The 23878-nt window shown below is 68.6% G+C and carries 17 protein-coding genes; 13 read left to right on the forward strand and 4 right to left on the reverse strand.

What is annotated here, in order from left to right; all coding sequences use genetic code 11:
- Nucleotides 1–123: 123 nt before the first annotated feature.
- Both MEBOL_RS36070 and MEBOL_RS36075 read left to right on the forward strand, forming a co-directional pair.
- Nucleotides 124–1293, forward strand: a complete 1170-nt coding sequence (locus MEBOL_RS36070) for a hypothetical protein (protein WP_218920847.1) — start codon at nucleotides 124–126, stop codon at nucleotides 1291–1293.
- Between the two features lie 89 nt (nucleotides 1294–1382).
- On the forward strand, nucleotides 1383–3713 hold the full coding sequence (locus MEBOL_RS36075; protein ID WP_095981655.1) for a GH92 family glycosyl hydrolase: 2331 nt from the start codon (nucleotides 1383–1385) through the stop codon (nucleotides 3711–3713).
- A 5-nt stretch (nucleotides 3714–3718) separates the two neighbouring features.
- Here MEBOL_RS36075 and MEBOL_RS36080 read toward each other — a convergent pair whose 3' ends face one another.
- The gene (locus MEBOL_RS36080; protein WP_095981656.1) at nucleotides 3719–5266 is read right to left on the reverse strand and encodes a carbohydrate-binding protein; all 1548 of its coding nucleotides are present in this window, start codon (nucleotides 5264–5266) and stop codon (nucleotides 3719–3721) included.
- Between the two features lie 172 nt (nucleotides 5267–5438).
- On the opposite strand from MEBOL_RS36080, the gene MEBOL_RS36085 reads away from it, so the two are divergent.
- On the forward strand, nucleotides 5439–5729 hold the full coding sequence (locus tag MEBOL_RS36085; RefSeq protein WP_095981657.1) for a hypothetical protein: 291 nt from the start codon (nucleotides 5439–5441) through the stop codon (nucleotides 5727–5729).
- Nucleotides 5730–5798: 69 nt separating this feature from the next.
- Here the strand turns inward: MEBOL_RS36085 and MEBOL_RS36090 are convergent, their stop codons facing one another.
- A complete protein-coding gene (locus MEBOL_RS36090) occupies nucleotides 5799–9014 on the reverse strand; it encodes a glycoside hydrolase family 3 protein (protein WP_095981658.1) in 3216 nt (1071 codons plus the stop codon).
- 166 nt (nucleotides 9015–9180) lie between these two features.
- On the opposite strand from MEBOL_RS36090, the gene MEBOL_RS36095 reads away from it, so the two are divergent.
- The 10 genes from MEBOL_RS36095 (at nucleotide 9181) to MEBOL_RS36140 (ending at nucleotide 20721) form a co-directional block, all read left to right on the forward strand.
- A complete protein-coding gene (locus MEBOL_RS36095; RefSeq protein WP_095981659.1) occupies nucleotides 9181–11454 on the forward strand; it encodes a hybrid sensor histidine kinase/response regulator in 2274 nt (757 codons plus the stop codon).
- A gap of 35 nt (nucleotides 11455–11489) precedes the next feature.
- The gene (locus MEBOL_RS36100; RefSeq protein ID WP_095981660.1) at nucleotides 11490–12569 is read left to right on the forward strand and encodes an amidohydrolase family protein; all 1080 of its coding nucleotides are present in this window, start codon (nucleotides 11490–11492) and stop codon (nucleotides 12567–12569) included.
- A complete protein-coding gene (locus MEBOL_RS36105) occupies nucleotides 12559–12912 on the forward strand; it encodes a metal-sulfur cluster assembly factor (protein ID WP_245919170.1) in 354 nt (117 codons plus the stop codon). Before MEBOL_RS36100 ends, MEBOL_RS36105 begins: the two co-directional genes overlap by 11 nt.
- The gene (locus tag MEBOL_RS36110; RefSeq protein WP_157823875.1) at nucleotides 12909–14498 is read left to right on the forward strand and encodes a HEAT repeat domain-containing protein; all 1590 of its coding nucleotides are present in this window, start codon (nucleotides 12909–12911) and stop codon (nucleotides 14496–14498) included. Before MEBOL_RS36105 ends, MEBOL_RS36110 begins: the two co-directional genes overlap by 4 nt.
- A gap of 103 nt (nucleotides 14499–14601) precedes the next feature.
- Nucleotides 14602–15075, forward strand: a complete 474-nt coding sequence (locus MEBOL_RS36115; RefSeq protein ID WP_095981662.1) for an ABA4-like family protein — start codon at nucleotides 14602–14604, stop codon at nucleotides 15073–15075.
- Nucleotides 15076–15090: 15 nt separating this feature from the next.
- Nucleotides 15091–16059 (forward strand): hypothetical protein, encoded by a 969-nt coding sequence (locus tag MEBOL_RS36120; protein ID WP_095981663.1) that lies wholly within the window; start codon nucleotides 15091–15093, stop codon nucleotides 16057–16059.
- A gap of 391 nt (nucleotides 16060–16450) precedes the next feature.
- The gene (locus tag MEBOL_RS36125) at nucleotides 16451–17599 is read left to right on the forward strand and encodes a Tox-REase-5 domain-containing protein (RefSeq protein ID WP_245920213.1); all 1149 of its coding nucleotides are present in this window, start codon (nucleotides 16451–16453) and stop codon (nucleotides 17597–17599) included.
- Between the two features lie 15 nt (nucleotides 17600–17614).
- On the forward strand, nucleotides 17615–18343 hold the full coding sequence (locus MEBOL_RS36130) for an immunity 52 family protein (protein ID WP_095981664.1): 729 nt from the start codon (nucleotides 17615–17617) through the stop codon (nucleotides 18341–18343).
- A 358-nt stretch (nucleotides 18344–18701) separates the two neighbouring features.
- Nucleotides 18702–20099 carry a SitA5 family polymorphic toxin gene (gene sitA5, locus MEBOL_RS36135; RefSeq protein WP_483869368.1) on the forward strand — a complete coding sequence of 466 codons (1398 nt, stop codon included), beginning with the start codon at nucleotides 18702–18704 and terminating at the stop codon, nucleotides 20097–20099.
- Nucleotides 20100–20106: 7 nt separating this feature from the next.
- Nucleotides 20107–20721, forward strand: coding sequence for a hypothetical protein (locus tag MEBOL_RS36140; protein WP_095981665.1), 615 nt, complete (start codon nucleotides 20107–20109; stop codon nucleotides 20719–20721).
- A gap of 142 nt (nucleotides 20722–20863) precedes the next feature.
- On the opposite strand, the gene MEBOL_RS36145 is transcribed toward MEBOL_RS36140, so the two are convergent.
- Nucleotides 20864–23056 (reverse strand): DUF4132 domain-containing protein, encoded by a 2193-nt coding sequence (locus MEBOL_RS36145; RefSeq protein WP_157823877.1) that lies wholly within the window; start codon nucleotides 23054–23056, stop codon nucleotides 20864–20866.
- Between the two features lie 44 nt (nucleotides 23057–23100).
- Complete coding sequence (locus tag MEBOL_RS43415; RefSeq protein WP_245919172.1) at nucleotides 23101–23874, reverse strand: c-type cytochrome; 774 nt, start codon at nucleotides 23872–23874, stop codon at nucleotides 23101–23103.
- Nucleotides 23875–23878 lie beyond the last annotated feature (4 nt).

The following is a 23878-nucleotide window of genomic DNA, read 5'->3' on the forward strand; positions in this document are numbered from 1 at the left end:
GAACGTGGAGGGAAGTGCATGGGTTACTCGGGGAGGCGCTTGGGGGAGGTGCTGGCCGCGGTCCTGTTCGCGCAGGCGGCGGCTGGATGCTCGGGGGCGCCGGCGGGGAATGATGGTCTGAGGATGGCGGGCTCGGCTCCCACCCATCAGGATCCCCCGGGCGAGCAGGCGCGGGATGACGCGCCGCCGCTCCCAGGAACGCCACCCGAGGAGTCCGAACCGAGTCCTCCCGGAAGGGTGCTCGCGTGCGCGGACATCCTACCCGGTGAACCCGGGCCGGGCAGGAGCATCATCCTCCGCGCGAATGCCCGGGAGGCCGATTGCGGACCCGGAACGGGCGATGGCGCGGGCTCCCTGGCGCTCACGAATTCCGGCCCTCTGGGCGCGACGGGGTGGAACATCGTGTCGCGTGAGGGCCTGGATACGGGGAATCGGTTTTTCGGGGGCGATCTGGCCATCGCCATCCTGTCCCAGCCGCGGGGTTTCCACGTCGTCAGCATTCCCCCCGGCGGCGCCACGCTGACAGCGTACTCGTCCGTGGGTGAGTTCCTGCGAACGGTCACGTTGACCGAGCGCGGCAATGTGCCTTTCACGATGGCCCTGGATCCTCTCGGGGGCACGCTGGTCGCGCAGTGGGATCCTCGAGAGAACGGCACCCAGGTCCTGACGTTCCAGTTCCTGGACGCGACGGGCCTGCCCCGCACGGCGTCCCTCGATGTCGTGTCCGCGCCCCAGGGCGAGAGCCGCGGCGTCATCGCCGGGGTGGACACCCAGGGGCGCGCGCTCCTGCTGTGGCGGGAGCCTGGCTCCTCTGTCTGGGTGGGACAGTGGCGCAACCGGGACGGGACGGCCGTCGCCCAGCCGTTCACGTTCCCCGCGCCCGCGTCCACCTTCGGGGGCCTGCTGTCTCCACTGGCCGGTGGAGGGCTGGCGCTGCGCAGCGGCGATCAGTGGGTCGCGAGTTTTCCCAGTGGTCGGGCCCTGAAGCAATCCGCTCCGGAGTGGCTGGCGAGTCACCCTGGCTCCACCCTCGTCCTCATCCGGGGCCAACAGGCCAATGCCCTGGTGCCGCCACCGACGCTCGTCGAGGGCTCCGGATGCCAGGAGTCGCTTCTCTTCTTCGCCACCGACGGAACCGCCTGTGGCGAACTCCTGCTGCCTTTCGGGGGAGGCTCCTGCTTCCAACGCGGGCTCGGCGTCGCCCCGGACGGGACCGTCATCCAGCAAGTCGACTTGAACATCCCCTCCAACAACCAGTGCGCCTGGCGTTGGTGGCCCAGGCTGCTGCGGTAGGCGCCTGGGGGCCGCGTTGCATTCTGGATTTCCCCCATCCGCCACCCTATGCAGGGGCTCCCGGCCGTCTTGGCCAGAATGGGAGCGACATGCGTTTCGAGATCGGATTGTCCCTGGCCCTCTGTGCCATGGCTCCAGGGGGGCGGGTGGAGGCGGCGGAGCGCACCTCGGCCTATGACGCGGTGGACCCCTTCATCGGCACGGGAGGCGCGGGCCATACCTTTCCCGGCGCGGTGGCGCCCTTCGGCATGGTGCAGTTGAGCCCCGACACCGACATCCGGCCCTTCAAGCAGAGCTACGACTGGGCCGCGGGCTACCGCCATGGGGATCCGACCATCCTGGGCTTCTCGCACACCCATTTCTCGGGGGCGGGCCACTCGGATCTCGGGGACGTGCTGCTGGTGCCGTTCACGGGCGAGGCCCGGTTGGATCCGGGCGAGGTGGATCAACCCGGCTCCGGCTACCGCTCCCGGTTCAGCCATGACGGCGAGGTCTCCAAGCCGGGCTACTACGCCGTCACGCTGTCCGACAGCCAGGTGCGCGCCGAGCTCACGGCGGGCGTGCGCACGGGCATGCATCGCTACGCGTACCCGAAGGGGGGCTCGGCGGGCGTGCTGATGGATCTGCGCTCGTCCATCTACAACTACCCCGGCAAGGTCCTGTGGTCGCGCGTGCGGGTCGCCCCCGATGGGACGGTGACCGGCTTCCGCCAGACCCGGGGGTGGGCACCGGGGCGCAAGCTGTTCTTCGCCCTCCGCTTCAACCGGAAGATGACCGCGCATGCCCTGTACGACCGAGAGGAGGGCATTCCCTATAAGGGCTTCCGTCAGCCGGGACGCACGCCCGCGGACAAGGCCCAGCTCGAGGGCCGCGCCCTGGAGGCGGTTTTCGAGTTCGGTCCCCTCGATGGGCCGCTGATCGCCAAGGTCGCCATCTCGGCGGTCAGCGAGGACAACGCGCTGCTCAACCTCCAGAGCGAGCAGGCCGGCTTCGACTTCGACGCGCTGCGGGCCCAGACCCGCCGGGCCTGGGAGCAGGCGTTGTCGGCGGTGGACATCACCGCCCCCGCGCCCATGCGCACGAGCGTCTACACCGCGCTCTACCACTCGCTGATCGCTCCGGGCGTGTTCGCGGACGCGGACGGCCGTTATCGCGGACCGGACGATCAGGTGCATGCGGCGGAGGGCTTCACCTTCCACTCGACCTTCTCGCTGTGGGACACCTTCCGCGCCGAGCATCCGCTGCTCACGCTCATCCAGCCGCCCCAGCGCAACAACGACATCATCCGCTCGCTGATCGCCTCGCGGAAGCACAGCCCCCACGGCATCCTCCCGGTGTGGCAGTTCCACGGGCTCGAGACGTGGACGATGATCGGCTACCACTCCGTTCCGGTCATCGCCGATGCCTACCTCAAGGGCATCCGGGGCTTCGACGCCCAGGCGGCCCTGGACGCCATGGTCCAGAGCGCCACCTACGCGCCCTACGGCGGCCTGGGCGACTACATGGCGCTGGGCTACGTGCCCATCGACAAGGAGCCGGAGGCCGCGTCCAAGACCGTCGAGTACGCCTATGACGATTGGACGATCGCCCGCATGGCCCGCGCGATGGGCAAGACGGACATCGCGAAGACCTTCGAGGCCCGCGCCGCCCACTGGCGCAACACCTTCGACGCCGAGACGGGCTTCATACGCGCCCGCAAGGCCGATGGGGCCTTCCGCACGCCGTTCGATCCGACCGCGATCAACTACGGCAGCGACTACACCGAGGGCAACGCCTGGCAGTATTCGTGGTTCGTGCCCCAGGACCTGGGTGGGCTCATCGCGGCCATGGGCGGCGACGAGGCCGTGGTGAAGAAGCTCGACGCCATGTTCGAGTACGACAACTCCAAGCTCGACTACTCCCACGCCGAGGACATCGCCGGACTGATCGGCCAGTACATCCACGGCAACGAGCCCAGCCACCACGTGGCCTACCTGTACAACTACGCGGGCGCGCCGTGGCGCACCCAGGCGAGGCTCAAGCAGATCGTGGACAGCCAGTACAAGCCCACGCCGGACGGGTTGTCGGGCAACGATGACCTGGGCCAGATGTCGGCCTGGCTGGTGTTCACGTCCCTGGGCTTCTATCCCGTCACGCCGGGCTCGAACGAGTACGTCATCGGCCGCCCGTTCGTGGAGCGCGCGGTGCTGAACCTGCCTCGGGGCAAGCGCTTCACCGTGACGGCGGAGGGCCTGTCGGAGGCCCATCCGTACGTGGGCAAGGTGTCGCTCAACGGCAAGCCCCTGACGCGCGGCTTCCTCCGGCACGAGGAGATCGTCGCCGGAGGCGAGCTGCGCTTCGTGATGCAGGCCGAGCCGAATACCTCCTGGGCGGTCAAGCCCGCCGAGCGGCCCATGACCACGACGCCCTACGCTCCCTGAGCGGATTAGATCTTGGTGATGCGCAGCCAGTTGAGGTTCCAGCCTCCCGCCGCGGCGTAGACGCCGACGTTGTAGGTGCCCGCCGTCACGTTGACGGTGTGCGAGACGGTGGTCCAGTTCTGCCAGCCGCCCGTGGACGGGATGTCCACCGTCCCGAGGACCGTGGTGCCCGCGTTGAGATCCAGGGACAGGCGGCCTCCGCCGGACAAGCTGGAGACGCGGTACTCGATCTTGTACGAGCCCGAGGAGGGGAACTGGATGCCGTTGTACGCCAGCCAGTCCCCCGTATCGATGGAGCCCACGTTGGAGCCGCCGCCCGAGTCGCTGGTGGCCTCGGTCATCACACCGCTCATGCCGCTGTAGTTCTGCGCCTGGATCGTGGTCGCGGGCGCCGCCGTCCCGTTGGTGCTCACGACGAGCGAGGTGGCGATGTCATTCCAGTTGTCGTCCACGAGCGAGGCGTCATCCCCCGTCTTGGTGAGGCTGGCGCCCGTGAAGTTGTCGTCGGCGTAGAAGGTGACCTTGTAGCCGCTGGCCACGCGCACCGAGGTGATGTCGTCATTGCGCACGCCCCAGGCGCTCAGGGCGGCCAGGTTGTAGCTGCCCACGGGCAGCGCCGCGCCATAGCCACCGTGGTTGATGTCCTGGAACACGGTGACGGCCGAGGGCCCCGGGTTGGCGTACGTGAAGGGGTAGCTGCGCTGCGCCTGGACGAACTGCGTCTCCCACTCGGCGGGCCAGCCGAAGGCGGAGGTGGCCAGGGTCTTGAGGTTGACGCCCGCGGCGCCGCTCCAGAAGTGGATGAACTCGCCCCAGTTCAGGTTCTTCGCGTAGTTGCCGCCGTTCTTCGGCAGGTACTGGGCGAGCAGCACGAAGTAGCGGTTGAGCACCTGGGTGCCACCGTAGTTGTTGTAGATGGGCAGGAACCAGTCGCGGAACCAGCGGGTGTTGGCGCGGGGGAAGTTGTCCACGCCGTTGACCATCAGGTTGGACCAGCGCGTGGCGTCACTGGTGCGGCCCAGGCCCCGGTAGACGTCGTAGATGAAGATCTCCGCCCACTTGCTGTCGCCCCACAGGCCGAAGGCGGGCGAGTTGTGCACGCCCTTGCTGGCGCCCTCCACGATGTGCGCCACCTCGTGGGTGACGATGTCCAGATCGTTGCCGGTGCCGCTCGTCCAGGCCGTGGTGGAGTTGGAGCCGATATCGATGACGTTGCGCGAGTCGTGGCTGGTGTCGAAGTACGTGGAGGGGTGCCCGCCGCTGTACTTGGCCGTGTGGAAGATGGCGTAGAGCTGCGCGTCCGGACCGAAGTGCCCGTACGTCTTCCGGGTGTACTTCCACACGTCGGCGACGAAGGTGTTGGGCCAGGTGATGGACCGGTTGACGGCCGAGTCGAAATACACGGCCACGTCCTTGTCCTGGTAGACGCGCGAGACGGTCTGGTTGTGCTCGAACCAGTGCTCGGTCCAGGTGGCGGGCGCGTTCTGCGCCCAGACCGGCGTGGAGGTGAGGACGGACAGCGCGAGAGTCAGCGAAGCGGGGCGGAGTTTCATCGGGGCGATGCTCCTCGGGGGAAGTACCGGAATTGCGCGATATCCAGCGATTATCCGGATGTCAAGGCTTGTCCCGGACTCTCAGTATTCGCGAAAACCGATGCGCACAACGCGGTGCGTCCTGTAGGGTTGACGCGCGGTGAAGACAGCTGTTCTCCATCCAGGAGGGGTCATGCGAGCGAACATCTTCGGTGGTGTGTTGGGAGTGGCTTTGTTGGCGGCCGGCTGTGGTGCCCCCGTCGAGAACCCGGAGACCGAGACGGCTCCGCTGAGCACGCGTGAGGACGCGCTTCCCGCCTGCAATGGTGAAGCTTACGAGCGCGCCTTCTACTCGGATGCCTCGAAGACCAATCAAGTCGGCGGTTGGGAGTGCTGGTGTGGCAGCAGCAGCGCCTACATCTGGGGGCGGACGACGGCCTTCTCCGAGTACCTCTACGTCAACCAGTGCCGGGTCCAGCCCTGATTCTGGGCCGTTGAAGAGCGAGTGCGTCCTGTTCCGTGTTCCAGGACGCACTCGGTCTCCCGGGCGCCGTCAGTTCAGTTGCTTGAGGATGCGCAGGTCGCGGAGCTGGAAGCGGATGGTGCCGCGCTGATCATTCCAGGCGGGGAGCACTTCCACGGCGGAGCTGAGCGCGTTCGTCTTCCAGCTCGCCGGGTAGCTCGGGCTCGAGAAGGGAATCCTCACGGTCTTCCACGTGCCCACCGCCGGGCGGCCCACCAGGGTCTTCAGGTCGCCGGTGGTGCAGGTGTCGGGGCTGCGATCGCAGACGATCTTCACCCAGAAGTCCTGCGTGGTGTTGCCGTAGTCGAGCACCTTGATGTCGAACCGCACGCCGCCCGTGGAGGCGATGGGCGAGGCATCCATCAGGAGCGGGCTCTTCACCGGGAAGGACACCACGCCGTTGCCACCCCCGTTGGTGACGTTGTTGAAGGTGACGTCGATCACCGTCTCCGTGCCGGTGTTGAGCGCGGGGTTGAGCGTCACACTCCCACTGCCGTTGGACCAGACGCTCGGGCCGCTGAACAACGCGGTGTCGTACACGCCGTTGTTCCACACGGCGCGGTCTCCGGTGAGCAGCCCGCCACTGGCGAGGTTTCCATCGCAGCCCACGTTGCCCGCGCGGTTGGGTTCCCAGCGGATGTTGGCGAGTGACAGCTCCAGCGCTCCCTCGGTGTAGAGCAGGAAGGCGCGGTTGACGCGGGTGAAGTCGGCTCCCTTGGCGGCGAAGCATTGCAGGGGGATGGCCAGCTCCGTCCAGGCGTTGGCCGGCAGCGCGCGCAGGGCGGGGGTGATGTCGATCTCCCCCACGCACGGGTAGACGCAGTCCACGCGGGCCTTGACGGCGCCGCTCGGCGCCACGCTCACGCGCGAATCGAACACCAGCGCGCCCGAGGCCGGCCAGGTGCGCAGATCGCGCGTCTCGCCGTTGTTGGCTTGCAGGTACAGCTCCGCGGTGGCGTTGTTCCAGGTGGCCCGTACCGCGGCCCACTGCAGGCCATTGCGATCATCCACCGGGGTGGCCGCCAGCTCGTTGGAGCCGGTGCGGGTGGTGGCGCTGGTGAGTTGGGCCACCTCCGTGCCGTTCCAGTTGGACGGCGCGCCGATGCGCATCGCCCAGCCATTCTGGTTGCCGCGCTCGAACAGGCTCAGCGAGCCCGAGGGGGGCGTCCCGCCGCTCCCCGTGCCGCAGCCCCCGTCCTGGGTGGGCTCGGCGAGCGGGCCCTGCTCCGTGCCCGCGGCGTAGGTCAGTCCGTAGCCGTAGGCATAGAGCGGATCGTAGCCCGCGTCGCCGCGGTTGAGCGCGACCTGGCACGGCGTCTTGGGCCAGGAGAAGGACAGCTTGCCCGTGAAGTCGAAGTTGACCGTGCCGTCCGCCTTGCGGAAGAGCACGTCCGCCACGCCATCGCCCTCGGTGCCCGGCAGCCAGGCCGCGACGAACGCGTCCGAGCGGTTGAGCTCCTTGTTCACATGGAGCGTGCGCCCGGAGAAGAGCACGGTGACGATCTTCTTCACGCCCTTGGCCTTGAGGCTGTTGATGAGTGACAGGTCCTCGGGACGCAGCTTCGCCAGCTCCAGCGTCTTGCCGTCGCCGATGTCCCCCACGCCCTCCGCGTAGGGCGTCTCGCCGATGACCACGATGGCCGCGGCGTAGCTCGAATCCGCCAGGGCGCCGTTGGCGCTCGTGTCGAGCGTGGCGGTGGGGACGAGCTTCTGGATGGCCTGCCACACGGTGGTGCCGCCGCCGAAGTCCGAGTTGGGGTGGCCCGTGCCCTGCCAGGAGATGGACCAGCCTCCGCTCTGGTTGGCCAGGCTGTTGGCACTCTTGCCAGCCACGAGCACCTTCGCCGAGCGCGACAAGGGCAGGGTGGCGCCGTTGTTCTTGAGCAGCACGAGCGACTTGCGCACCGCCTCGCGTGCCACGGCGCGGTGCTCGGGGGAGCCCACCACGCGCGAGCTGTTGCGCAAGGACGGCTTGGGCTTGTCGAAGAGGCCCGCGCGGAACTTCACGCGCAGGATGCGGCGCACGGCGTCATCGATGCGCGCCTGGGGAATCTGGCCACTTCTCACCTGGGCGAGCGTGTTGGTGAAGAACGCCTTCCAGTCCCCCCGGCTCGGAACCATCATCATGTCGATGCCCGCGAGGATGGCCTGGGGGCAGTTGCCGTTGGTGCAGTCGCTCGTCGCGTCGCTGTTGCTCCGGTTGACCTGTCCCTGGCCGTTCCAGTCGGAGATGACGAAGCCGTCGAAGCCCATCTGGTTCTTGAGCACGTCCGTGAGCAGGTACTTGTTGCCGTGCATCTTGTAGGCCTTGGCGCCGTCGCCCACGGCCTTGTCCTTCCAGCTGCTGAAGGACGCCATGACCGTCTGCGCCCCCGCGCCGAGCGCCGACACGTAGCCCCGGCCATGGACGTCGCGCAGCTCCGTCTCCGTGACGAAGGTGATGCCCTGATCCTTGCCCTGGGTCGTGCCCCCGTCTCCCACGAAGTGCTTGGCCGTGGCGATCACCCGCTCGTTCGTCTTCGCGTCCTTGGCCAGCGTGCCTTGCAGGCCCTCCACGGCCTTGCCGCCATAGGCCTCGACGATGGCGGGGTCCTCCGAATAGCCCTCGTAGGCACGGCCCCACCGGTCATCGCGCACGACGGCCAGCGTGGGCGAGAAGGCCCAGTCGATGCCCGTGCGCGCCACTTCACGTGCCGTCACCTCGCCCATGCGCAGGATGAGGGTGGGGTCATGGGCGGCCCCCAGTCCGATGTTGTGCGGAAAGAGCGTGGCGCCCTTCACGTTGTTGTGGCCGTGCACCGCGTCCGTGCCCCAGAGGATGGGGATGCGGCGGGGGTTGGCCGCCGCGTCCATGGAGGCCTCCCAGAACTGATCCGCGAGCGACACCCAGTCCTGCACGGTCGCGGCCTTGTTCTGTCCCGGGTAGGAGCCGCCCCCGTTGAGCACCGAGCCCAGGTGGTACTGCTTGATCTCCGCTGGAGTGACTTCCTGGATCTCCACCTGGATCATCTGTCCGACCTTCTCCTCGAGCGTCATGCTCTTGAGGAGCGAGTCGACCCGGGCCTCCAGGGCCTCGTCGCGAGCGATGGCGCTCGTCACCCTGGGCCAGGTGGCGGCGGCCCGTTCGAGCGACGCGGTCTCGTCCGCGCCGTTCATGCCCTCGTCGGGCGGTTGGCAGGCCCCCAGTGTCAGCAGCGCGAGCAGCGCGCGCGAGGAATACCCGGGCCAGGTGTGTCTCCGTCTCATGACTTCTCCATCATTCATTCAAGGGGGGTGAAGCCTGGAAAATAAGGATTTCCCTTCTATGACCGATAAAGCATAATAACCGTGACCGCGTACCAGGTTCGTGGGCATTGCTCCTGCCTCAGCCGGATCTCATCCTCGCCAGGTCATCCTCACCGCCGGAGGTTGAATGGAGCAGTGGGCGCATCGGTTCTTCGATCTCTCGACGGATCTGCTCGCCGTGCTGGACACCGAGGGGCGCATTCTCCAGGTGAACCCCGCGTGGTGTGGGGCCGTGGGTTGGACGCGCGAGGCGTTGATGGACGGGGTGTGTTGGCGCTTCGTTCATCCAGAGGAGCTCGAGTCCCTGAAGGCTCGACTGCGCGCGCTGCGTGGGACGGACACGCCCGTGCGCTTCTCCTGCCGGTGGCGGTGCGCGAGCGGAGCCTGGACGCGGCTGTCGTGGTGCGTCGTGCCCTCGGCGCCGGAGGGGCGGTTGTACTGCACGGTGCGGCCCGCTCCCGCGGCGGCCGAGGCGGCGGAGTCCGTTGGGTTGACGTCCCTGTGGAGTCTGAGCGATGGCCTGCCCTTCGGCCTCTACCTGGTGGAGTCCCACTCGGGCCGGGTGCTCTACGCCAACCACCGCTTTCGCCAGATGGGCGGCCTGGACACCCTGGAGGACGCCCTGCGCCGGGGCGAGGTCACCCACGCGCGGGTGCTCGAGTGGACCCGGGGCTCTTCGCTCGAGCCCGCGCTCGTCCACATCGACTCCCGGGTGGACACGGAGCCGTCCACGTCGGATGTCGACGTGCTCGAGGTGTCGCTGTCCAACGGGCGCATCCTGCGCCGGCTCGCCACCCCCATGCGGGATGTGCGGGGGGTCTCTCCCTGCCAGCTCTACATCTTCGAGGACGTCACCGACACCCGGCGCACCGAGGAAGCCCTCCAGCGCTCCGCGACGAACTTCCGCAAGCTCACCGAGTGCCTTCCCGATGGCCTCTTCGTCCATCGGGACCGGCGGTTCGTCTACGTGAACCCCATGCTGTGCACCTCGCTCGGCTACGCGCACCCGGAAGAGCTCATCGGCCAGCCCATCTGGTGCATCGTCCATCCCGACGATCTCCCGCTGGTGCGACAGCGGGTGACGACCGCCGTGTCGGGAGGAGTCGCCCCCGTCCAGGAGATCCGCTACCTGCGCAAGGACGGCTCCAGCTACGACGCCGAGAGCACGGGCCTGTCCCTGGAGTTCGATGGCCAGGAGGCCGTGGTGGTGATCGCGCGCGACATCACCGAGCGCAAGCGGATGCAGGCCCAGCTGCTGCAAACGGATCGGATGGCGCTGGTGGGCACGCTCGCGGCGGGGATGGGGCATGAGATCAACAACCCCCTGTCCTACGTGCTCACCAACATCCGGCTGGCCCTGGAGAACACCCAGCGGCTCAAGGAGCCCGGGTCCGAGCGGGAGCACGCGGACAACCTCCAGGAGACGGAGGACATGCTCCGGGAAGCGCACGAGGGCGGACTGCGCGTGCGTGACATCGTGCGCGATCTCAAGCTCTTCTCGCGGCAGACGGAGGAGGAGAACAAGGCCGAGGTGGACGTGCTCAAGCCCCTCGAGTTCTCCCTCAAGATGGCCCAGGGCGAGCTGCGCCACCGCGCCCAGCTCGTCAAACGCTACGAGCCCGTCCCCCGGGTCTTCGCCGACGAATCCCGGCTGGGACAGGTCTTCCTCAATCTGCTGATGAACGCGGCGCAGGCCATCCCCGAGGGGGACGCGGCCCACCATGAGATCTCCGTCTGGGTCCGGCCCGGTCCCTCCGGCGGCGTCGCCATCGACGTGCGTGACACGGGCGTGGGCATCGCTCCCGAGCTGCTCGAGCGCATCTTCGAGCCCTTCTTCACCACCAAGCCCGTGGGCATGGGCACGGGGCTCGGCCTGTCCATCTGCCACGGCATCCTGCGCGACCTCGGGGGCGAGCTCTCCGTGCGCAGCAAGCCGGGGCGCGGCAGTACCTTCACCCTCCATCTGCCCGCGGCGGCTCCGGCCTCGGTCCCCTCGCGCCGTCCGCCCTCCCGCATCCTGCCCGCCGTGGGTCAGGGCCGCTTGCTCATCATCGACGATGAACCGGCGGTCGCGCGCTCCCTCGCGCGGCTCATCGGTCCCCGGCACCAGGTGACGTTGGCGGGCAGTGGGCTCGAGGGTCTGGCGCGGTTGAACGGCCAGGAGCCGTTCGACGTCATCTTCTGCGATTTGATGATGCCGGACGCCACGGGGATGGATGTCTACGAGCAGGTGCGCGAGGCCCGGCCCGAGCTCGCCCGGCGCTTCATCTTCATCACGGGAGGCTCCTTCACCCCCCGTGCGCGGCGGTTCCTGGAGTCGGTGCCCGAACGCTGGCTCGAGAAGCCCTTCGACGAGCAGCGGCTCCACCGGTTGATCAACGAAGTCCTGAGAAGTACGTGATGTTTCCCTCCTAACCCCTCCCACCGGAGCCCTGGATGATCGGCGGAACCTTCGTCATCGACGCGGTGACCCACGCGTACAACCTGCACCCATCCAACTACCGCGCCGTGCGCTACGCCGAGTCCCTGGCGAACCTCATCTTCGGGTTGCACAGCAGCCTGTCGGACGAGGACTACCGGGTGCCCACGCCCGAGGGCTTCCTCAAGAACTGGTCCGTGCGGGAGCTGGCCCACATCCTCTTCGTGGAGAGCGAGGTGGACCTGGCCGTCCACCACGTGCTGCCCCTGCAGACGCTGTTTCATGACGGGCTGTGCTCGTTCGAGAAGACGAAGCAGATCCGCAGGCGCTACCCGGACCGCTTCCTGGTGTACGCGGGCGTGGATCCCCTCCGGGGCACGGCGGCGCTGGAGGATCTGGAGCGGCAGGTGGAAGCACTCCAGCCGAGCGGCTTGAAGCTCTACCCGGCGGCGTGGCTGGGCGAGTCGTTCCGGCACACCGGCTGGCGCATGGATGATCCCACCATCGCGTTCCCGCTCTTCGAGCGGGCGCGCAAGCTGGGCATCAAGAACATCGCGGTCCACAAGGGCCTGCCCATGGGCGCGGTGCCCATCGAGGCCTACAAGGTGGACGACATCGGCGGCGCGGCCGATGCCTTCCCGGATCTCAACTTCGAGATCGTCCACGGTGGCATGGCCTTCCTCGACGAGACGGGCATGCAGCTGTCGCTCTTTCCCAACGTGTACGTGAACCTCGAGGTGACGGGCGCGCTCCTGGTCAAGCGCGAGCGCTGGTTCGCCGAGTCCCTGGCCGCGCTGCTCAAGTGGGCGGGCCCGTCGCGCATCATGTGGGGCTCGGGCAGCGTCTTCTGCCACCCGCACCCGGCGATATACAAGTTCTGGCACGACTTCCAGCTCCCGGACGACCTGGTGAGCGTGGCGGGCATGCAGCTCACCCCCGAGGTGAAGAAGATGATCCTCGGGGGGAACTACGCCCGGTACGCGGGCGTGGACGTCGCGGCCGTCCAGGCGCGCATCGCCCAGGACGAGTTCTCCCAGCGGCGCGCCGAGCGCCTCGCTTCTCCCTACAGCTACCAAGGGGATGGCCATGATGAGTGAGAGCGACGTGCGAGAGGTCATCCAGGACATTCCGGACCCGTGCAGCCTCGCGACCGGCGTGCCCCTGGGCATCGGCGAGATGGGGCTCATCCAGGCCATCGAGTGCCGAGAGGGCGGGGTGACGGTGCGCCTGCACATCACCTCGCCCATGTGCATGATGGCGGCCTACTTCATGCGGGAGATCGAGCAGCGGCTGGGCGCCCGGATGGATCCCCAAGGCGTGAAGGTGGAGTTCGATCACGCCCTGGAGTGGACGCCCGCCCACATCTCCGCGGATGCGCGCCAGCGCCTGTTGGATCGGCGCATCCGCACGCTCGGGGGCCGCCAGTTGTCCGGCCCGTGAAAGTGTCCGCTCTCGTCTGGTCCTCGCGCACGGGCATCCGCGCGCAACTGTTGTCCTTCCTCGACGCGCTGCCCGCCGAGGCCTTCGACGCGCGGATGCGCGCGCTCCGGCTGCTGCGCCTCTTCGGCGGCGAGGAGCAACTGCCGCTCGTTCGCCGGCTCCTGCTCGAGCCCCGGGAGCCTCTTCCCGTGCGGGCCTGGGCGCTCGAGGTGGGCGTTTCCCTGGGCCTGCGGCTCTCGGGTCCGGAGCTGTCCGGGCTCCTCCAGGAGGGGGCCCTGGAGGTGTACCCGTGTCTCCATCTGGTCCGAAGCGAGGAGGAGGTGTCCTGGATCGTTCCCACCCTGGAGCCGTGGTCCGCCTGGGAGCGGACGGATCTGTTCCTCCAGTCGCGCCGCCGGGGAGATCCACTGCCCGCCGCCGTAGTGGGTTGGTTGTACGCGCGCTGGCTCCAGGAGGATCGGCGCGTGCTCGACACCGAGCCGGGAGGCCCCGAGCGCAACCTCCAAGTCGCCGCCGCCACCTGGACCCGGCCCGAGTCCTGGGCGCTGCTCGCCACGGAGGCGAACCACCTGCCCTCCGACACGCTCCCCGAGGAGGCCCTGCACCAGTTGCTGCGCGATGACCCCGAGGCCCTTCACCACGCGGCCGAGGCCCTGCGGCTGCCCCTGCCATCGCTCCTGGCCTGTCTGGGCCGGGAAGGGCTGTCACGCCGCCTGGAGCAGGTGGTGCGCGCGCAGAGCCTGTCGTTGTCCGTGTCCTATGGGCTCATTCCTCCCCAGGAGGCTTACTCCCGGGCCCTGGCGTTGATCGAGGCGTGGCCCGAGGCCCGCCCATTGCGGCTGAGGCTCCTGTGCGATTTCAAGGTGGCCTCCGACATCCGCGAGGCCCTGCTGCGGCAGCTCTTCCGGCATGAGCGGGACACCGCGCTGCGCTGGACCCTGGCCGCGCTCCCGTGGCCCGCCAACGCGCCGCTCGTGCGTACCGTCCTGCGGGAGGCCGCGGGCTCGGCTCAACCCTCGGACCGTCCGCTCTTCCTCGCCGCGCTGGAGGGGAAGGACGAGGCGGCGGGGTGCTTCGCGCTCGAGGGATTGATCGCCCTGGACGAGTCCGGTCCGGACTGGCGCGGGCGGCTCGAGGCCCTGGGCTATTCGTCCCACCCCCTGGTGCGCGTGCGCGCGGCGGCCGGGCTCGCGCGGGCGGGAGAGGCCTCGGGGTGGGAGTCCTTGCGGCATACCGCGCGCGAGGCCTCCGAGCCGTGGGAGCGCGCCGAGGCGCTTCGCTGGCTCGGGGAGTTGAATGCACCGGAGCACGCGGAGCTGCTGGTGCGGGGCCTTCGGGACGACACGTGGGAGAAGAAGCGCTGGCCGGAGGCGGATGAAGCCGCCTGGGCCTTGTTCCAGTGGGGGACACCCGAGGCCCTGGGCGCGCTGCTCTCCGCCCACCTGAGCGGTGGCACCGCCGACATCGACGGCTACTTGGAGGCGCACCTGGCGCGGCAGGAGGGGCGCCCCGTGAAGGCGCTCGCGCCGCCCCGGACGCGGACCCTCGTGGCCCGCTTCATCGAGCAGCCGTACTCGGGCGGATAGGCGTCCTTCGTTCCCCAGGGGACGAGCGTGGACGGCGCCACGCCGTCGATGTTGACAGGGAAAACATTGTTGTTTACACCGACAACATCGAAAGGGAAGCGCCATGAACGACGAGCTGCTGCTGAGACTCCTCAACCTCCCCGTGCTGTTCGGGTGGGCGGTGATGGTGTTCGCCCCCCGCGCCCGCGTCACGCGCTGGTGGCTGGAGAGCGATGTGCTGCCGCTGGTGATTGGCGGCGTCTACCTGGTGAAGGTGGTGCCGTACCTGCCGGCCCTGTTGGGCGAGTTCGACACGCTGGAGCACATCCACCGCATCTCGGAGGGACGCCCCGGCATGGTGCTCGCGGGGTGGATCCACTACCTCGCGTTCGACTTCCTCGTGGGCCGGGTCATCCTCGCCGACGCCCAGCGCCGGGGCATTCCGCACCTGCTCGTCGTGCCGTGTCTGGTGCTGACCTTCCTGCTCGGGCCCTCGGGCTACCTCGCCTACGCCGGCGTCCGGCTCGTGTCGCGGCGCTTCCTTCCCGCCGTGGCGCCGCTGCCCCCGGTGGCCGTTGAACCCTCTGCCTCGCGGTAGTCACGGAGACTTCCCATGATCTCACGAACGACCTCGTTGTCCCTTCGCGGCGCCTGGCACCGGGCCTGGTCCCTCTCTCCCGCACTCACCCTGGGCACGGCGGTGATGCTCCTGGGCGTCGTGTTCTCCTCGCTCGGGCTCGTGCTCGACTCGCGCCAGCTCCTCGGCGAGCCCGTGTGGTTGAAGCCCGCCAAGTTCTACGTCTCGGTCGCCGTCTACAACGCCACGCTGCTCTACCTGTTCGGCTTCCTCGATCCGCGCCAGCGCCTCGTGCGCACCGTGGGGACGGTCCTGTCCGTGTGCGGTGGGCTGGAGATGGTCGCCATCACGATCCAGGCCGCGCGCGGGATGCGCAGCCACTTCAACATCGCCACGGCCTTCGATGTCGCCATCTACGCCGGCATGGGGATCGTCATCACCACGCTGTGGGTGACGATGATGGTCCTCACCGTCATGCTGATGCGCACGGCGTTGACGGATCGCGTCCTGGCCTCGGCTCTGCGCATCGGCGCGGTGGTGGCGGTGGTGGGCATGGGGCTTGGGTTCTTCATGACCATGCCTCACGGCGAGCAACCCATGGGGCTCGAGGCCGGACAGACGCCCCTGGAGAACGGTGGGCACTCCTTCGGGGGACGGGATGGAGGCCCGGGCCTGCCGCTCGTGGGGTGGAGCACCACGGTGGGCGACATGCGGCCCGCGCACTTCCTCGGGTTGCACGGCATGCAGGTGCTGCCGTTGCTCGCGGCGCTGCTCGCGCGTCGGAGGAGCCGATCCGAGGCGTGGTCCCTGGCGGTGATTCGCGCCTCGGGAGTGGCCTATGGGGGGCTGACCCTGGTGCTCGCGCTCCAGGCCCTGCGCGGACTGCCAGTGACTCAGTGGGACGCGGCGGGCATCGCGAGCCTCGTGGGCGTGATCCTGGCGAGCCTCGTGACCTTCGCGGCCCACCGCGTCTCCTCGGTCCGGCTCGCCGGAGAGGTGGGCTGACGCGGAGTCCTGACGGTTTCCCGCTATGCTCCCGGGATTCATGGGAAACCGACCGGTACACAGATGGGCGGTTCTGCTGTGTGCCGTCCTTGTGGCCACGGGCTGCGTCACCGGAACGGTGCCTTCCCGTCGGGGCTTTGCCCTGGACTACAACCCAAGCGCCGCCCCTTCTCCGCGCTTGGCGCTGCTGAGCCCAACGGGCATGGCCGTGAGGACCGTGACCCAAGGGGCTGTTCGGGTCGATGCCTTCGAGCATCTTCTCTTGCTCACGGGATTGAATGCTCTCGAGGGGTCGTACCCGCGTGAAGCGACCCTGACGCCTCGGGAGGCGACACGGCTGCTGGAGATGCTTCTCCAGAAGCCCGTGACACTGGCCTCATTTCCTCCGCGTATGGTCGTGAGCCATCTCCTGCGCGAGGTCCTGGCGGAGGGAGACGTTTCTCGTGACGAACTCCTGCGCCGGGTGGAGCGTTTCAAGGCCGTGGCCGTGCTGCGGCCGGACGGCTACCTCGCCTGGGCGCTCACCGGCCACACACAGCAGAGGGTGGGCCCGGTGCTGTGGAAGAACGGCGCCTTCCGCTCCGGTCCCTTCGAGTTGGGTCGCTTCTACTCAGGTCTCGGGGGCGCCTTCCGGCCGGTGGATGCGCGACTCCAACCCACGGAGGGCCCACCCCTGGCGGAGGTGCATGATGACGCCGACTACATCGGCCGGACGCTGGATGGCGCGGACGAGTCCATCGCGGCGCTGTATCACGCCCTGGGGCAACTGCTGACGCGTCCCCTGGACAGCGTCGCCGCGCTGCGACACCTCCCGGAGGGAGTCGTGGCCCTCGTCGCCTCCAGCCCCGAGTACCTCGAGCGCTTGCGGCACATGACACGGGGCGAGCAGGTGAAGGCGCTCTCCTCGCTGACGATGCACCTCCTCGTCACCTTTGGCACCGCCGGGGGAAGCACGAGCACCCTGCGGGGGTTGTTCGCGGGCGCGGAAGCCACCGTTCCCGTGCTGACCCTGTCCGCGGAGGGGGCGCTGGCGCTGGAGAGAGTCGTGGTGCCGGTGGGCGGCAGGGTCGCCACGGTGTTGAGTGGCGGTCCGGGCGCGGCCCTCATTCTTCAGCGGGCGCACGAGGACAGCCAGAACCCCGTCCCCGCCGCTGGACCCGGGCAGTGGAGGCCCGCGAAGGAGTCCATGTCCAGCCGGGCCCGCGCCTACCAGGAGCAGATATCCGGCCACTCCGCCGACGAAGCCTACTGGGTTGGAAGCGTAAGGTTCGATGGTTTCAAGGACGGTGTGCTGCTGGATGCCAAGGGTCCTGGCTACGCCAACAAGTTCTTCGATGACTTCGAGCCCAAGAGCTGGTTCAAGCACTCGGGCGCGCAGGCTCTTGTTGAGCAAGCGAAGCGCCAACTTGGTGTGGCGAGGAGAACAGGAACCCCCATCCGGTGGCACATCGCGGAAGAGAAGACCCTCGAAGCTCTTCGACGCCTGTTTCAGGATAACAACGTGTTCGGAATCGAGATGATCTATACCCCCGCCCTCTAGGGAGATGCGTTGCCCATGACGTACCAGAGAATCGAATCGTACATGGCGGGTGCGTATTGGGGGCCGCGCAAGGAGTCGCCGGAGGAATGTGCCTGGCGGGCGGAACGCTTCCTGACGACCCTCGCGGAAATCGATCCGTTCTTCTCTCGCTGGTACCGGCAGGGCAGGTCACGCAAGGACGCACTCAGCAAGCCCATCGAGCCCACTCGCGCGGCGCTGGAGAAACTCATCCGCCGGGGCAGGGATCGGCAATTCGATGAACTGGGCTACTCGGTCTGGGCGTGGAACGGCGTATGCGTCGACCACGAGGACTGTGGCCTCAACTTCGGGTGCGGCCTCTATGCCGAGGGGCAATCCAACCGATGCGTATTCAACCTGCCATCCCGGGGTCCAAACGCGGAGCGCGTGCTGACCGCGTCCGTTCTCTCGGGTCTCGTTCGCAGCATGGTCCTCGCGTGGGATCCGGACCTGTCCATCGCCGCGTCAACCATGCCCTTGAAGCAGCAGAAGGAGCTCCCGCGGGTAGGTACTTTCGTGAACTGGCTCATGTACTTCCCACGGAGCCGGGGCCCGGTCCCTTCGCTCCCGGACCCCGTGCGAGTCGAGCCCATCGAGGACAAGGGGACGCTCGTCGTCCTCACCCCCGAGCGCTTCACGGTGGCCAACCCCGAGCACCTTGAACTCGCTCAGCGCGTGCATGAGTTGTTGGACGGGGCGGGACTCCTTCGTCCCGTGCCGTCGTGATCTTCGCGGCCCACCGCGTCTCCCCGGTCCGGCTCGCCGGAGAAGTGGGCTGACGCGGGAGCCCCGGCGGTTTCCCGTTATGCTCCTGGGGTTCATGGGAAACCCATTGGTGGGTAGAGGGGCGGTTCTGCTGTGCGCCGGGGCGGGGGAGGGCGGCGGAATTCAGCCCGAGGTCCGGCGGGGTCCGCCACCGTGGGCGCCGGCCGGGGCCCTCTGGCTCATTGTCTTGATTTTCCATGCGGCCTGCGTGTCGCGGGGGCCCGTGTCAAACAGGGGGACCGGGGGCGGCCGGGCAGGTGACGAGGCTGCGGTGAGCGAGGCGCGCTCGGCGCCGAGGGAGCTGCAGCCGGTGCTTGTTATGTACGCGGCCGAGGTGGAAGCGCGCGGCAGCACGCGGGTGGTGGCCGTCACGCGGGAGGAGTACCAGCGCGCGGTGGCGCAGCTCCTCCAGCACCACCAGGTGCACGGGACGCCCCAGGAGGCCGCTCAGGGGCTGCTCCAGGCCATGCCCGAGGAGGAACTGCTCGCCGAGGTGTACCGGGACAAGGTCCTCACCCTGGTGCCGCTCAACGACAAGGGTTCGCTCGTCCCCGAGGTCGAGGCGGCTCTCAAGGCGAAGTACCTGCGGTGGTGCCAGCCACGCGGCGACGGGGACTGCTTGGGCCTCTTCACAGACGGGCCCTACCTGCGCACTGATGACAGGCGCACCCTGGCGCTCGCCCTTGCCTTCGGAGGAGTGCTCGACGAGACGCGAGCGGCCCTCGGGCGCGAGCTCAGCCCGCAGGCGCTGCTCTCCTCGCTGGTGTGGGCGGCGGGCCTGTACCTGGCGCTCTGGCTACTACCCGAGCCGACAACCAAGGCAGTGGCGGCCGCGCTCTCCGTGGTGTTGCTGGCCTGGTTGGGCGTGGACGCCCTGTGGGGCCTCATGGACGGATGGGCCCGCATGGCGCACGCGGCGCACGAGGCCACCACCTTCGAGGAGCTGCGCGACGCCGGCGAGGCCTTCGGCAAGCGCATCGGCACGCACGCGGCCCGGGCCCTCATTCTCTCGGTGGCCACTCTCACCGGGCGGACGCTGGGCGAGGTGGCCACGCACGTGCGATCGCTGCCCAGGTTCAACCAAGTGCAGGCGCAGTGGGCGGCCCAGGGCATGGAGGGCTCGGTGGCGGTGGCGATGGAGGAGGCAGCCGCGGTGGAGGTGGTGGTGGAGCAGGGCCGCGCCCTCGTCGTCCTCACCTCCCCGCAGGCGCCAGTGGCCATCAACGTCCTGGCGAGGAGCGGCAGCTCGGGAGTTGGTGGAGGGCACGCGGGTACCGTGGCCATCCAGCACCGGGGGGGCAACAAGCAGGTCATCCTCAGCAACGGCGAGCGGTGGCACCTCCCGCGAGGCAGGAGCTACAAGGACATTCCGGCGAAGGACCGGCTCGGCGACGAGTTGCAGGCCGCGGTGAGGGAGGAGGCGGCGAGGTGGTCCCATGCCGAACTCTCACGGGAGGAGTCGCGCGCCATCGAGCGGATGCGAAAGGCGGGTAAGGAGTACCGCGCCAATCTTCTCGAGCGACAGGCGAGGGGGCGATGGGTGGAGAGACAGGTGGCGAACCGATTCCCGCACCTATCCTGGAACCAGCGAGGCGTGGACATCACCGGGCCAGGGGGCCAGAGCTACCACTACGAGCTCCTCTCTGGTACGGAGTCCAACTTCGCGCTGCACGGGCGACGGATGGCCAGCACCTTCTTCCGCATGATCTTCTTCTGAGGGCCGCGTGACTCCCAACATCCATTTCGAGAATCGCGAGATTGAAGGCGAGCGGCTGGAATTGACGGATAAGAAGGCCATTTACTGGCTCGGGCCGAGCGTCACGCTTCGATGCTGTACTCTGGTCACGAACATTTCGGCGCGGTGGCTCCATTTGGTGTCGGGAAGCCTGGTCGACTGCACGATCCAGGCGAAGAGCGAGCTGAAAACGCTGCCATGGGCCACGATGAAGTTGAAGGGGTGCCGCTTCAAGGGCCGCTTCGGGGGAAACGACTTCGGTTTCCGCACGGACGGGGACGAGATGCGGAAGCTAGGAGGCATTGAGGACTGCGACTTCTCAGAGGCCCGCCTCAACGGGTGCCGGTTCTTCAACTGCGACATGAGCACCATTCGACTGCCGCTCTGGCCGTGCTTCAGCTTCATGGACCCTCTCGGGCATGCCGCAGAGCTGGTTCGCCGGGAGTGGCCCGGGCAATTTGGGATCGTCGTTGAGGGACTGGCGAAGAATCCCGCAGGCACGGTCGCGGAATCGTGGCATGCACCCACGGTGGCCGAGAAAATGGACACTACTGTCGAGGGGTTGCGCGCGGCCCTTGAGGGGGCACCGTGGGTCGTCATGTAGAGCCGTACTCGGCCACTGCGTTCTGGCGCCCCCGCTCGGAGTCGCGAGAGGAGTAGGCGGAGCGAGCACACAAACTGCTGGAAGAGCCACGTAACCGGGGCAAGCTCAGAGCGCGAGCGGCGGGACGACACGCGCCTGGGGCTCAGGGCGTGTCCGCCTGGAGCGCTAGCGAGCGCATCACGTCGAGCAAACACGCGCACAGCACTGGCGGCAACTCCCCGAGCGTGGGCTGCCCCTCCTGTGCGAGGCGGTGGCGCTGCCGGTACTGCGGCTCGAGGGTGTACTCGATCTGCCCCAGTTCCACCCGCTCTTCCAGCTCGAACCGCCGCTGGATGGGGGAGTGGAGCACGCGGAAGGCCACCCCGTGGTTCGGCAGGGCGCGCGCGTGCTCGTGGAGCATGCCGTGCTCGCCCACCGGGGCCCTGCACCCGAGCCGCTCCAGGGTGTTCCTCAGCCGGCTGGCCCACAGGGACACGCCCTGGAAGCGGGTCATGGCCGTGGCCCCGCGCTCCGCGTCGGTGGGTCGGAGTGCCTCGCGCTGGAGCTGGCGGAAGGGCTGCACGAGCCGGTAGTCCGCCAGGTGCTCCCCCCACAGCGCGTGCGTGCGCGCATCCTCCAGCACCGGGTGCCAGAGGCCAATGCGCTCGGAGGGGTGCAGGAGCACCTCCGCGTTCTGCGCGTCCACCAGCGTCCCGTCCTCCGCGACGCGGAACGAGCCCACCACCTCGCCCGTGGGCGTGAGCCGAGACCAGAGCACGGGCTGGATGGCGAGCCGCAGTACCGGGTGGCGCGGGAAGAGCCGCTGCCAGCGCTCCAGCGTGTAGTCGTCCTGGACGAAGAGCACCTCCTCGAGCCGCGCGAGCTGCGCCTTCAGCACCGGTTGAAGGTTCTTGCGGAGCACGTCGAAGCGCTGCTTGCCCTCCGCGTGCTTCACCGGGTCCTCGTCCTTGCGGAGGGCCGGGAAGGACTGTGTCACCCTGCTGCCCTCGTGGTGTACCTCCAGCGAGAGGTCCGCCCGCACCTTCACCCGGAGCCTGCGCGGGCCCATGTCCACCACCAGTCCCTCCAGCGTGAGGCCCAGGTCCGGCACCAGTTCCTCGCGCAGCTGCTCGGGTGTCAGGCCACGCGAGGCCGCGGCCTCCGCGAGCCCCTCGCGTGCGTTCTGCACGAGCGATTCGGTGTACCTCCCACCCGCGGAGGCGATGCGCTCCAATTGCGAGAGGGCGAAAACGGTGCCAATCCTGCCGAGGGCGCGGATGGCGGTATTGGCCTTGGGCTTCTGGTGGCGGCGCCACGCGTCAATCTGGTGGCAGAGGGTCGTCACCGCCTCATCCCCGCCGTACTCCGCAATCAGCGAGAGCATCCAGGCGGCGCCTGTTTTGCCCTTCACCGAGAGCCAGCTCTCCAGCGCGTGCCGCCCGAGAGTTCCGAGCACCTGAGGGGGGAGATGTCGTTCGAGCAGGTGCCGGAATGGGCGGGGCAGCCGTTGCTCCCCCAGTTCCCTGGCCTGCGTGAGCAGCCACCGCACCGGCAACTCCCCGAGCGGCGCGAGCGCGGTGACGAGCGGGAGCCCGCGAAGGTCCTTCGGCACGGCGTTCGCTCCCTCGGCCCGGGCGAGTTCCGCCCAGGCCTCAAGCGGGAGTGTGCGCTCCGGGTCCAAAAGGGAGACGTCCTCGCCGAGCGCCTCCAGCCGGTCCAGAAGGAGGCCCCGGTCCACGGCCGTCAACTCCGGCCGCGTGCAAAGCTGCCGGAGTACCTCCACGGCTCCCTCCATGCGCGAGAGGCAGAGCGCCTGGAGAACCGCGCGGCGGACGCGAGGGGACTCATCCGTGGTGAGCCCCGCCTCCACCACCTGGCGCGGCCCGGCCCGGGCCAGGAACGTCTGCACGGTGCGGACGGACTCGAGCGCCTGCGTCGTCGCGAGGAGCGCGCGGACCGCCGGCACCAGGGCTGGCAGGGACTCCGCGGGCAGCGCGGTGAGCGGGGAGCTGTCGCGGAAGTATGTCGAGGTCGTCTGCGCGAGCAACTCTGGGTGGCGCGTGAGCGCCTCCAACGCCAGCGGACGCAGGCGCTCACGCTCCGCGCCCGCCTCCTCTCGGGACTCCGGCACCCCGGCCGTGCGCGCAGTCAGCGCCGCGTCCTCCACACCCGTCAGGACGGCGTGGACGGCCTCGAGCCGCCTGAGCAGAGTGAGCGCCGCCACGCGCGAAACCGCCGCCTCCCCCCGCAGCCGCTCGCCCAGTTGCACCACAGAGAGCCGAGAGAGGTCGGTACGCTCGGGCTCGGGGGAAGACGCGTCGGGGATGGGCGCAGGAACGGTAGTGGGGGGGAGCATGGGGACCTCCGCTCTTATACCTCCGCCCCGTACCGTCCTGAGGCTCAGTGCTTGCCGTACTCCAGCTTCACGCCCTTGCGCTGCGCCAGGATGTAGGCCTCCATGGCCTTCATCCTCGGATCATCCTCGGCCATGGGCTTGCCGCGCACCGGGTTCTCGATGCACCAGTTGATCATGTCGCGCAGCAGCGCCGTGCGGCCCATCTGCACCTGGTACTTCGGATAGGTCTCCGGATGGGTGTTCGCCGCGTCCGGGTGGCACATGTCGCACGACACCGAGACCGTGCTCCCCAGCGACTTCGCGTCATGGAACACCCGGTGGCCCTCGGTCACCATCTGCTCGGCCGAGGCCTTCCACAGCGCCTCGTCCCGGGCACCGTACGCCCCGTAGGTGTGTCCCGATTGGATCTTGTCTCCCTTCTTCTGGCCCACCGCCGCCGCGTCCGAGGACGCACTGTCTCCCCTGGGTTCGACGGCGGGCTTCGCCGCCGGGGGCGGGGTGGGGGGATTCTGTGCCAGCGCCACCTTCATCGGCGCCGGATCCCAGTTCGCCTGGGGATTCTTGCGGTGCCACTCGGCCATGAGCTGATCCGAGATCTCCCGCGCCTGCTTCCGATCGATCCTCGCCGGATCCTTCACGCCCTTCACCTCGAGCGTCGTCTCGCCGTCGCACAGGCCAATCACCACGTTGCCCTCCGCCGAGCGAGGCACCTCGTGCTTGGGGAGTGGCGATGCCTTGTCCTGCGCGGACGCGGCCCCAAACGACAGGAGACCCAGGGCGCCGAGCGCCGCGATTCCAGATGTCTTTCGAGCGTTCATCGTG

Source organism: Melittangium boletus DSM 14713 (genome assembly GCF_002305855.1).
In the GTDB taxonomy this organism is placed as follows: Bacteria; Myxococcota; Myxococcia; order Myxococcales; family Myxococcaceae; genus Cystobacter; species Cystobacter boletus.

Coding starts and splice junctions, on each gene's coding strand:
- MEBOL_RS36070 (WP_218920847.1), top strand. CDS start 124: ATGGCGGGCTCGGCTCCCACCCATCAGGATCCCCCGGGCGAGCAGGCG.
- MEBOL_RS36075 (WP_095981655.1), top strand. CDS start 1,383: ATGCGTTTCGAGATCGGATTGTCCCTGGCCCTCTGTGCCATGGCTCCA.
- MEBOL_RS36080 (WP_095981656.1), bottom strand. CDS start 5,266: ATGAAACTCCGCCCCGCTTCGCTGACTCTCGCGCTGTCCGTCCTCACC.
- MEBOL_RS36085 (WP_095981657.1), top strand. CDS start 5,439: ATGCGAGCGAACATCTTCGGTGGTGTGTTGGGAGTGGCTTTGTTGGCG.
- MEBOL_RS36090 (WP_095981658.1), bottom strand. CDS start 9,014: ATGAGACGGAGACACACCTGGCCCGGGTATTCCTCGCGCGCGCTGCTC.
- MEBOL_RS36095 (WP_095981659.1), top strand. CDS start 9,181: ATGGAGCAGTGGGCGCATCGGTTCTTCGATCTCTCGACGGATCTGCTC.
- MEBOL_RS36100 (WP_095981660.1), top strand. CDS start 11,490: ATGATCGGCGGAACCTTCGTCATCGACGCGGTGACCCACGCGTACAAC.
- MEBOL_RS36105 (WP_245919170.1), top strand. CDS start 12,559: ATGATGAGTGAGAGCGACGTGCGAGAGGTCATCCAGGACATTCCGGAC.
- MEBOL_RS36115 (WP_095981662.1), top strand. CDS start 14,602: ATGAACGACGAGCTGCTGCTGAGACTCCTCAACCTCCCCGTGCTGTTC.
- MEBOL_RS36120 (WP_095981663.1), top strand. CDS start 15,091: ATGATCTCACGAACGACCTCGTTGTCCCTTCGCGGCGCCTGGCACCGG.
- MEBOL_RS36125 (WP_245920213.1), top strand. CDS start 16,451: ATGGTCGTGAGCCATCTCCTGCGCGAGGTCCTGGCGGAGGGAGACGTT.
- MEBOL_RS36130 (WP_095981664.1), top strand. CDS start 17,615: ATGACGTACCAGAGAATCGAATCGTACATGGCGGGTGCGTATTGGGGG.
- sitA5 (WP_483869368.1), top strand. CDS start 18,702: ATGTACGCGGCCGAGGTGGAAGCGCGCGGCAGCACGCGGGTGGTGGCC.
- MEBOL_RS36145 (WP_157823877.1), bottom strand. CDS start 23,056: ATGCTCCCCCCCACTACCGTTCCTGCGCCCATCCCCGACGCGTCTTCC.
- MEBOL_RS43415 (WP_245919172.1), bottom strand. CDS start 23,874: ATGAACGCTCGAAAGACATCTGGAATCGCGGCGCTCGGCGCCCTGGGT.